Raw genomic sequence first — 10,163 nt, 5'->3', positions numbered from 1 at the left:
ATTACATCGAACACTGCTTAGAGCAGCTATCTTCACCTCACTGCGATCTCAGCAGGCTCTTACCCTGGCACGTCAATCTAAGCAAGGCGTAGTTCGTCGGACGCTCACGTTTGATAAGCATGATCTAAAGGTTGTACGAGTGAGCACTCACACTAATAGCTGGCGCCAAGGGATAGGTGGCTTAGAAGTTATGCCGCTGCACGAATTTGAGCATGAACATGTGGCGTTAGTTAAATGGCCCGCAGGAGAGCATTTTCAAGCGCATCGTCATTTTGGTGGTGAAGAGATTTTTGTTATTAGCGGTGAGTTTAACGATGAACATGGCGCTTACCCACAATACACTTGGCTGCGAAGCCCGCATATGAGTGAACATTTTCCTTTTGTGGAACGGGAAACCATTATCTTTGTAAAGACGGGGCATCTCTACCTTGCGGAGTAGCCTTTACCTATTGCGCGGTTAACACGTCTCGTCGCTGCAGCACTCTTCTTGCAGAAATGCAATTAGGCCATCTAAGCAGTCAAATTGAGGGATACAATGCAATACTCTTCCCTCTCTTTGTTGCTTCACAAGTCCTGCAGACATTAAGCTTGCAAGATGGTGAGACAGGGTTGAATTGGGGATCTGCAAAGTCTCTTGAAGTTGCCCGACTGGCAGGCCAGCATGTCCTGCTTTTACAAGGCAGCGAAACAGCGTCAGCCTCGTTGGGTGTCCAAGTTCTTTTAGTGCTTTGGCTGCGACATCGATATCCATAAACTCAACTCAGTTGTTAACAAAGACACTTTTTGAAATGCTATGTTTCGGTAATTATCGAAATAATAGCAGGGTATGATAGACCAATGAAGCGTTATTTCATTGGTCGACTAATATTGGGCTTATTTTCTCGCCGGTTTCTCGGAGATCCACAGTTTAATGGTGCCTTGCACCACCGCGATACCGTCAGTGTCGTAAGCAGTGACAGCGACCAACATATCACCCACTACCCATTGCTCAGGAGTCACTTCGGCCACACAGGTGATATCACTCCCCGCTTTAGCCGTGTAATCAACGCTCATCCCCTTAGGGATCCAGCGCAAATGATTGGGAATTGAGGCTTCGGCCATGGTGCCCATGGCCATCTCGAGGCCGTTACAGATCGCGATAACATGCACCGTTTTAATATGATTGTGAACCGCTTTGCGTTTTTTTATCAGGCAAACGCATTTATTCACTTTTAATTCACTAATAAAAGGTTTTACTGTACCGAAGTAAGGCGCCATTCGGCACACCATCAGTGAGAATATTTTGTTGCCAAAGGGCAGGCGGGTCACGCGTTTAAACAGTGACATCACTTTGGTTGGCTTGGTATTTGTGGGCTTGTTATTAGCGGTTATAGTGCTCATCTTCTTCCTTGTAAGCTATTACTGGTCGGATGAGGTTAACATTGAATTAACATCAATTGCTAGGGTCTACTCATTTCAGAGGAAAGATAAACTTCGTTTCCTTTTACATAGGAATGAGAAGTATAATTTTGGCAGAAAACTCTACAGAGTCGATTAAGGAATAAAGTGAATTATTTACAGACCTACCTTAAAGGGATGGCAATGGGTGCAGCTGATGTTGTACCAGGCGTTTCAGGCGGCACTATCGCCTTTATTACAGGTATTTTGGACCAACTGCTCGACAGTATTAAAAAGATTAGACCCTCTTTGTTTAGTGTAATCAAAGAGCAAGGGATTAAAGCGGCCTTTATGCATATCAATGGCCCTTTCTTAGTGTGTGTGTTTGGGGGGATCTTAACCAGCATTCTCACCTTGGCAAAGCTAATCACCTACTTATTGCATGCTCACCCAATTCCGGTGTGGTCATTCTTCTTTGGTTTAATTGTGATTTCAGTGGTGCATATGCTGAAACAGGTAAAGGGTTTCACTTTAGGCCGCTTAGCGCTGTTTGTGATTGGCGTAGTTATCGCGTGGGGGATCACCATGTTGAATCCAATCGCGCTGGAAATGACCTATCTCAATGTATTTTTAGGCGGCTGCATCGCGATTACTGCGATGATTTTACCCGGTATCTCCGGTAGTTTTATCTTGCTTTTACTCGGTTTATACACCTCGGTTATGGGGGCGGTTAAAGGTTTTGATATTGCGATTATGGCAACGTTTGCGGCAGGAGCTGCAACCGGGCTATTGAGCTTTAGCCACGTGTTGTCTCTGCTATTGCGTAAGTATCACGACGCAACCTTGGTCTTTTTAACCGGATTAATGCTCGGTACGTTAGGCAAAATATGGCCCTGGAAAGAGGTGCTCAGTTTTAGAGAGAACTCTAAAGGAGAGATGGTGCCGCTGGATGAACGTATCCTATCACCGCTGCAGTATGAACAGCTGACGGGGCAGCCTTCGTTGCTAGCTTACGCTGTTGTTGCCATGTTAGCCGGTATACTCGTGGTATGGGGTTTAGAGAAGTTTGCACAACGTAATCACGCATAAATATAGCATTGTGCTGGGTTGAATTGAGGAGATCGGTTTGTGTAATGACATGCAAAAGTCATTATGATCCACAGACCGATCAACTGAAGTTGCGTACTAAGCAATATTCTGTAGCTCGTTAATATTAATTAAGGACAGGTTTAGCTGCACTGGCTTCTTGGCCTTTTTGACAGGTATGTTTGTCAATAAGCCGTTCGGTCGGAATTGATTTAAGCCAGCCTCTTAAGGTATGTATAATAACACGCTCGCAATCATCGCTGATGATACTCGCTCGTTCGAAAGCCGTTGTATCACCATCATCATAACGAATATTTTGTTTAGTCATTATGCTGTCATCAGTTTGAATAGAACTGACTTGTATAGCACCTAACTTGAGTGTTTTCGACAGTAAACTGCGCATGGTAGTTATGAGTCTCTCCCCATCATTTGCTAACCAATATTCTTGAGGTGATTCAGCCTTGATTTTTGAAGATAACACTTCGATTTGATTCTGGTATAAGACCTTCCGTTTCTTTGCTGTCACATGTAGCTCTTTTTTCTGATAGACCAGAAATTGTGTTCTTAAGGTGAGGGTATCTTGTTTTTGATTGAGTAAATAGATAGGCGTAATATCGAGTACAACATCAGATTCTGATAGGCTCTCACTGTAGCGTGCAAGCTGAAAACCCCGTGAAAGAGCGATGTCTTTTAGTTGCGATACTAGTGCTTGATTGGCGATGTCCTTAACAAAAGGGCGATAAGGTATCGTGACTGTATCTGCTAAAGTTTGTGCCCTATTTTTCTTATCATTTTTAACCGACTCGGTTATTGCTGCATGAGTGATAATGGCAGCAAAAAAATCAACAGGTGTTACTGCTGGATAAATCATATCTGGGTGGTCGACATTGCCAGAATTAGGCGCTGCTTTGCCGATGATTAACGCCGTACCTTCAGGCACTTTAACGTAAAGTTTACTGTTTTCTTTTAAAGTCGTTCGGTTATCTACATGCTTTACATAGCCCTTTGGCTGATGCGTGCTGCAGGCACATAGAATGAGTGAGAGTAAGCAGATGAATACAATTCTAAACATAGGGAGTGACTTCTTAGGCTGAGGGAGGCGAACCTCCCTTATTGTTTCTAGAGTGTAATATTCGACTTGATCGCATCTTTACCTGTCGCGATGACTTCGTAAAGTGAATTTGTTAAGCCGGGAAACAAAGGCGGCTCATCCCATTGAAGGTCAGAAGCTTTGCGGTTATTAAAAGGTTTATATAAAACGTATTTATTAGTCTCTAAATCGACAATATAGGCAGTACCTGAAAACGTTGCTACAGGATCCATCGTCGGAACATAAGAAGAGTAGCTTCGATAAGCGCCCACCTGAGCAACATCGATAACGAGTAAATAATTAATGCCCTTGTCTTTATAACTTGAGTAATCTTTTAGTGCGACATTAAGCTCTTTAGACTTTTTCTTCTTTAATTTACTTACATCAATATAACCTTCAAGAGCAACTGCATTGACTCCTTTATCCGCCAATATTTGAGTCAGTTCTAGCTTTAAATTTTTAATATCGTCAACTGGGATAGTCTTTAGGTGTTTATCTAAAGAGGAGTTTGCAGCAGCCGCTACTGCATAACAGAGTAAACAATCAGCTCCGCTAATGGTGGTTTCGGGTACTGGGATATTAGAGGTAATAACGCCAACTTTGGCCTCTGCACTTTTAAGTGCATTAGCGTCTAATGGAACTGGAGGTTGTATTTTTGCAGCGCAACCACCGAGAAATATCGATGCGAATGCTAATACGGTGAGAATAGTTCTATGTTTCATGTCAATCCTTTAACTATCAAGTTGATGTTATTTTGTGCGTTATGATAGTTTCTTATTATGTTGATTGTAAAGTGAATGTTGCTCGGTTGTGTTGCTTGTTGGTGATAGTTCAGTGAGAGATGCAGCATATTCAGCTAAGGCGATTGTTAATCGTCTTACTACTCACTAACTTTCGAGTAATCATTGGTATTAATCATCATTTTGGGAGTTTAAATATAATTAAATTTAACTCGGGCTATTGATACTGAGGTTTTAAATACAATCGATGGCGGATTCAGTAGCTAATGCAAAGATGAAGAGCGATTAATGTAAGTTTTTTGAGTGAAATAGACCGGTTAGACCAGAGTTGCCTTTGCTGCTGGAGCGATACATTTACTCGAAAAATTAGCATTTACTGTAGGCTGCTAACTAATATAGGATAATATTTGACGTGTTCAACTGAAGTTGGCGTTAATCCCTTGTACATTAACTCAGTTTATTTAAAAGGATTTATCAATGAAAATTTTAGCTGTTTTATCGGTGCTTGTTGCCTTGTCTGCATGTGGTTCAAGCGCCCGTTATTCTGTATCAGCGAGTTCAGATGAGGATATTATGGGCTCAAGACAGGCGCCAATGATAAAGGATAATACGCCGATCATTAATGTCGAAAAGATCAAAAAAGCTGAAGAAAAATAACTGGCAAGTAAAGCAAAAAAACCGAGCGTAAATAATATTTACGCTCTCTAGGCCACTTAGCTGCAGGTTAAGAGGTTTTGCGGCTATTATCGACCTGCTTTTTGTCGTAATACTCAAACGGGAACATATTTCTGATCCTTTGAGTGATGTCATCGCTGACATTCGCCGATATATGCAGCCTAACCCCACCGAGCTTTTCTGCTCTAACGGTACAGGTGAGCTTGTTAGATTTGGCGATAGCGCGACACTCTTTTTCAAATTTTTCGGGGATCTTGCCTTTGTGTGAGTTAAGTCGGCCCTCTTTAAAGTGCATCTCAAATACAGTCAATCCCTTCTTACCGCTGAAAATTAATTTGTAGGCTAGAAAAATACCGAGAGCAATAGCTGCGATTTTAAGTAGCGTTGGCGTCATATTTATTCCTTTTGCTTTATTTCGATTGTTAAACCGTGAGCCCTAACCCTAAGATACTCTGGCTAGCGTTGTTTTTAAAGTGACTAGAGCACAGTTTGCCAAGATTTGTAATTTTCAATCAACAGCATATATTCTAGAGCGGCCAAGGTATGTGTGGATCTCTATTTTCAGTAAAGGGTGACAATATGAGCTTTCGAACGCACAAAGGTAGGTCGACAGATCGCCGATGGCGAAGTTATTTTAATGCTAAAGCTAGGATAGCTGAGGTTCTTAGGTGACCTCGCGAGTTAAGCGCGAAAACGTCAATTGCAGTTGACTTGCTGTCCCACAAAAAAACCGCCGAAGGGCGGTTTTTTTGTGGCGGGAAACCAGGTTTGCAATAAACGGCTTAGAAAGCGTAACTTGCCGATGCTAGAACAGTACCGTCATTTCTCCAAGGTTCTGAAGAGTCGATAATATTGTCGCTACTCAAGTTAGTGTCTAACCATGCTAGAGACAAGCCGACGCCACCTAACTCTGTCGAGATGCCAATGGAGTAATCAGCATAGTCTTCGCCCCAATCATAGTCAGCACCGTCGCCATAGCTATAGCCTACGTGGGCATCAATGCTCCAGTTTTCAGCAATTTCATAAGAGTAGTTTAGCTCGGTGTAGTGAAGTGACACGTCTGCATTTGCGTAGTCGTTGGTGTACCACTGTGCTAGATGAAAATCAGCAAAATATAGACCAACCGAGGCCTCTAAATACTGACTGCTTTCATCTTGTCCTGGGTAGGTGTAATAAGTCAAAGTAACATCGTATTCTACTGCTTCATCTTCGCCAAATGCGCCACCATAGCCCGCATAGATATCAACCTCTACATCTGCATCGTAGCTGTCATCATCTACGTTACTTGCCCATGCGCCTAAAAAGAAGCCGCTTTCCATGCTGAAATCGACACCGCCTTGTACGGCAAAGTCACCGGCTGTTTGTGATACACCGCGAAAACGGTAATCGTTGGTAACACTGATTTCGCCTGACACTTCAGCTTGAGCGAGAGGTGCAGTTAGCGCTGTTGATAAGGTAAGACCGACAACTAGGGCAATCCGTTTTTTATTGAATTTTTTATACACGGTAGTATCTCCATTTTACTATGTTGACTTAGATGCTGTGTTTTTATGTTTTAAGCATCTTTCGGTTTGCCAAACAGCAGCGTTCGCTACGACCTCATGGCTAAATAATGATTTTAAATTCCGTTACTGCTGCTTGGACTCAAAAATCACGTATACTTTGCGGCAGTTCTCAAGTACCTCCCAGGTACCTGTAAAACCTGCCGGAATGACAAATCTATCACCGGTTTTAACCGTGGTTTGGTTACCCTCGTTATCAGTGATAACACTGGCTCCCGCTAGAATTTCGCAATATTCATGTTCGCTATAATCGACCTTCCAACAGCCAACATCACCTTGCCAAACACCGGTGTGGAATTGGTTACAATCGCTTGAATAGTGATTTTGTAACTGCTGCTTGGGATCACCTTGAAGTACTTTGTTAGCATCGAGTTTGTAGCGCTCGACAGCGGTATTGATTGCTGCAAAATCAATGATTGAATCGATTCCTATTGTCATTGTGCTATCCATTTCATCTTTATATTTAAACGGCAAAATGCGCAGTGTTAACTGCGCATCTAGCGGCTATTTCATTGTTGGCATTACAAACTCAGCTTTCGATTGCTTACTTGCCTGAGGCCAGCGGGCGGTGATTGCTTTGCGTTTGGTGTAAAAGCGCACTCCATCTGGCCCATGCATGTGTAAAGGACCAAATAGTGAACGTTTCCAGCCGCCAAAACTATGGAATGCCATCGGCACTGGGATCGGCACATTGACGCCAACCATACCCACTTGTACATGGTGACAAAAATGGCGCGCAGCTTCTCCGCTTTGGGTAAAGATGGCGGTGCCGTTACCGAATTCATGATCGTTGATGAGTTGTAGTGCTTCGGCGTAATCTTTAACGCGCACAATGGCAAGTACAGGCCCAAAAATCTCCTCTTTGTAGATCGTCATCTCAGGCGTTACATGGTCAAACAAACAACCACCTAAGAAGTAACCTTGTTCATGTTCGGCAACCGTTAATTGGCGACCATCGGCAAGTAATTTGGCGCCTTCGTTGACGCCGGTTTCAACATAATGAGTGACTTTTTCTAAATGCTGCGCCGAGATAAGTGGCCCCATGTCCATCTCTGGGGTCACGCCATTACCGACTTTTAGCGACTTGATTTGCGGCAGTAGCTTTTCAACTAAAGCATCACCAGAATCACCTACAGCGAGAACCACAGATATCGCCATGCAACGCTCACCGGCACTGCCATATGCAGCGCCCATTAGCGCGCCAACAGCTTGATCTAAATCAGCATCTGGCATCAACACCATATGGTTTTTAGCGCCGCCCAATGCTTGGACGCGTTTGCCCTGTGCCGATGCCGTTGCGTAAATATATTCCGCTATCGGGGTTGAACCGACAAAGCTCACCGCATGGACATCTTTGTGAGTGAGTAGCGTATCTACCGCTTCTTTGTCACCGTTAACAACGTTAAATACGCCATCGGGTAAGCCAGCTTCAGTCAGCAGTTCTGCCAAACGCATCACTGAACTTGGATCTTTCTCTGATGGCTTCATGATAAAGCTGTTACCGCAGGCAATCGCGATGGGGAACATCCACATTGGCACCATCACTGGGAAGTTAAACGGTGCAATGCCCGCCACAACGCCAAGAGATTGGTTAAGGGTCCAGGCATCGACGCCGCCGCCGACTTGTTCGGTGTGCTCGCCTTTGAGTAGGTGTGGAATACCACAGGCAAACTCAACCACTTCAAGGCCACGAATAATCTCACCTTTAGCATCATCAAGTACTTTGCCGTGCTCTCGAGTAATAAGCTCCGCCATCTCATCCATATTGGCTTCGACTAACGCCTTGAACTTAAAAAGTACCCGCGCACGGTTCAGCGGCGTGACTTTAGACCAAGACTCATGCGCCTTTTTGGCTATTTCAATGGCGCCAACAACATCAGCAGCACTGGCAAGAGAAACGGCTGCGCGTTGCTCACCTGTAGCGGGTTCGAATATCGCTTGTGTACGTTGGCTAGGCGAAGTGTGGCCGCCATTAATGTAATGGTTAATCGTGTGCATAACGCAAAATCCTAATGTTAATTCCCTGCTGGGAGCCAATGGTGTTAATGGGTATCAATGGATCTGCCTATGACATCTGCCGCTTAAACTTAACTGACAAAATGTAATAGCCAGAGGGATTAACCAACAGCGGTAATCGCATCCGATAAGGTGTTAATGATGGTATCGATCTGCTGTTTATCGATAATTAAAGGCGGAGAAATGGCAATAATGTCACCCGTTGCGCGCACTAATGTGCCACTGGCAAAACATTGCTCAAATATTGCAAAGCCTCGCTTGCCAGCCCCTTTGTCACTGGGAGAAAATTGAATGCCGCCAACCAAACCTGTGTTACGAATATCGATAACATTCGGTAAACCTTTTAAGCTATGCACCGCATCTTCAAAGTAGCCTTCAAGTTCGCGGCTACGCTCAAATAGTTTTTCATTTTGGTAGATATTAAGGGTGGCTATGGCTGCTGCTGCCGCGACAGGGTGACCGGAATAGGTGTAACCATGAAACAGTTCAATGGCATTTTCAGGCCCCTGCATACAGGTGTCGTAAATATTGTCGTCAACCAGCACTGCACCCATAGGGATGGCACCATTATTGAGTGCCTTAGCGGTGGTGATCATATCGGGGGTCACCCCCCAACGTTGGCTGGCAAATGCATCGCCCACACGACCAAAGCCAGTTATCACTTCATCGAAAATCAATAAGATGCCATATTTTTTAGTGATTTCTCGTAGCTTTTGCAGATAGCCTTCTGGTGGCAAGATAACGCCAGCAGAGCCCGACATAGGTTCAACGATCACCGCCGCGATATTTTCTGCGCCATGCAGGGCAACAAGCTGCTCAAGTGCTTCGGCCTTTTCTGCACCGGTTTTAGGCATGCCGCGACAAAACGCGTTCTGTTGCATATCTAATGTATGGGGAAGGTGATCAACACCTTGTAGTAGCTGTTGGCTAAACGTCTTACGGTTATTACCAATACCGCCCACTGAAATACCACCAAAGCCGACGCCATGGTAGCCGAGCTCACGGCCGATAAAGCGCGTTCTGGTCGCTTGGCCATTGGCACGGTGATAGGTGAGTGCGATTTTAAGTGCACTATCGACAGACTCAGAACCTGAGTTAGTAAAGAAAACTTTGTTTAGACCTTCGGGGCTTATCTGCGCTAGGCGTTCAGCGAGTTCAAAGGCAAGTGGGTGACCCATCTGAAAAGAGGGGGCGAAGTCCATCTCGTGGATCTGTTTAGAAACAGCTTCTGAGATCTCTTTGCGTCCATGACCGGCATTGCAGCACCATAATCCTGCAGTACCATCTAATATGGGGCGACCAGCGGTGTCTCTATAGTACATACCTTCGGCATGAGCCAACATTCTAGGATTAGACTTAAATTGTCTATTGGCCGTAAAAGGCATCCAGTAATTTGATAAAGACGGTGTTTCGCTGTGGTGGGGCGTCTGAGGATCTGCCATATCATCTACCTTGATTCAGTTTAATTATTGTTGTTTTTTTAGTAAGTGTTTCTTTTTTAATCGAGCGGTTGATATTTGCTATGCTATGTCAGAAATATTGAACATGAAAGCTTTTTGTGCATTTATTTATAGCAAAAATGAACTTTTTGTAAAATATATTGAAATTTAGGGGCAG

12 protein-coding genes are annotated in these 10,163 nt (G+C 44.1%); 3 read left to right on the top strand and 9 right to left on the bottom strand.

Translation table 11 applies throughout. The features are described 5' to 3' along the window. The coding region (locus L2755_RS17965; RefSeq protein ID WP_248982053.1) for a cupin domain-containing protein at window positions 1-439 on the top strand (439 nt) is incomplete at its 5' end. 18 nt (window positions 440-457) lie between these two features. Here the strand turns inward: L2755_RS17965 and L2755_RS17960 are convergent. Both L2755_RS17960 and L2755_RS17955 read right to left on the bottom strand, forming a co-directional pair. After that, window positions 458-751 carry an ArsR/SmtB family transcription factor gene (locus tag L2755_RS17960; RefSeq protein WP_248982052.1) on the bottom strand — a complete coding sequence of 98 codons (294 nt, stop codon included), beginning with the start codon at window positions 749-751 and terminating at the stop codon, window positions 458-460. A 122-nt stretch (window positions 752-873) separates the two neighbouring features. Next, entirely contained in the window at window positions 874-1,380 is a 507-nt protein-coding gene (locus L2755_RS17955; protein ID WP_248982051.1) for a hotdog fold domain-containing protein, read from the bottom strand. 165 nt (window positions 1,381-1,545) lie between these two features. Here L2755_RS17955 and L2755_RS17950 point away from each other — a divergent pair, with 165 nt between their 5' ends. Further along, window positions 1,546-2,466: a polyprenyl-phosphate transporter gene (locus tag L2755_RS17950; protein ID WP_248982050.1), complete on the top strand. Its 921-nt coding sequence runs from the start codon at window positions 1,546-1,548 to the stop codon at window positions 2,464-2,466. Window positions 2,467-2,590: 124 nt separating this feature from the next. Here the strand turns inward: L2755_RS17950 and L2755_RS17945 are convergent, their stop codons facing one another. Further along, a complete protein-coding gene (locus L2755_RS17945) occupies window positions 2,591-3,535 on the bottom strand; it encodes a hypothetical protein (RefSeq protein ID WP_248982049.1) in 945 nt (314 codons plus the stop codon). A 47-nt stretch (window positions 3,536-3,582) separates the two neighbouring features. Continuing rightward, on the bottom strand, window positions 3,583-4,275 hold the full coding sequence (locus L2755_RS17940) for a hypothetical protein (RefSeq protein WP_248982048.1): 693 nt from the start codon (window positions 4,273-4,275) through the stop codon (window positions 3,583-3,585). 495 nt (window positions 4,276-4,770) lie between these two features. Between L2755_RS17940 and L2755_RS17935 the strand changes: the two genes are divergently transcribed. Then, on the top strand, window positions 4,771-4,950 hold the full coding sequence (locus L2755_RS17935; protein WP_248982047.1) for a hypothetical protein: 180 nt from the start codon (window positions 4,771-4,773) through the stop codon (window positions 4,948-4,950). A gap of 67 nt (window positions 4,951-5,017) precedes the next feature. On the opposite strand, the gene L2755_RS17930 is transcribed toward L2755_RS17935, so the two are convergent. The 5 genes from L2755_RS17930 to aptA all read right to left on the bottom strand — a co-directional run bounded on the left by L2755_RS17930 (window position 5,018) and on the right by aptA (window position 9,988). Continuing rightward, a complete protein-coding gene (locus tag L2755_RS17930; RefSeq protein ID WP_248982046.1) occupies window positions 5,018-5,362 on the bottom strand; it encodes a DUF3634 family protein in 345 nt (114 codons plus the stop codon). A gap of 388 nt (window positions 5,363-5,750) precedes the next feature. Further along, on the bottom strand, window positions 5,751-6,473 hold the full coding sequence (locus tag L2755_RS17925; protein ID WP_248982045.1) for a TorF family putative porin: 723 nt from the start codon (window positions 6,471-6,473) through the stop codon (window positions 5,751-5,753). A 123-nt stretch (window positions 6,474-6,596) separates the two neighbouring features. Beyond that, window positions 6,597-6,968: a cupin domain-containing protein gene (locus L2755_RS17920; protein ID WP_248982044.1), complete on the bottom strand. Its 372-nt coding sequence runs from the start codon at window positions 6,966-6,968 to the stop codon at window positions 6,597-6,599. Between the two features lie 66 nt (window positions 6,969-7,034). Next, complete coding sequence (locus L2755_RS17915; RefSeq protein WP_248982043.1) at window positions 7,035-8,528, bottom strand: CoA-acylating methylmalonate-semialdehyde dehydrogenase; 1,494 nt, start codon at window positions 8,526-8,528, stop codon at window positions 7,035-7,037. Window positions 8,529-8,647: 119 nt separating this feature from the next. Then, window positions 8,648-9,988 (bottom strand): omega-aminotransferase AptA, encoded by a 1,341-nt coding sequence (gene aptA / locus L2755_RS17910; protein WP_248982042.1) that lies wholly within the window; start codon window positions 9,986-9,988, stop codon window positions 8,648-8,650. Window positions 9,989-10,163 lie beyond the last annotated feature (175 nt).

The organism is Shewanella abyssi (genome assembly GCF_023284025.1).
Lineage (GTDB): Bacteria > Pseudomonadota > Gammaproteobacteria > Enterobacterales > Shewanellaceae > Shewanella > Shewanella abyssi.
This window is presented reverse-complemented; position numbering and strand designations above follow the sequence as displayed.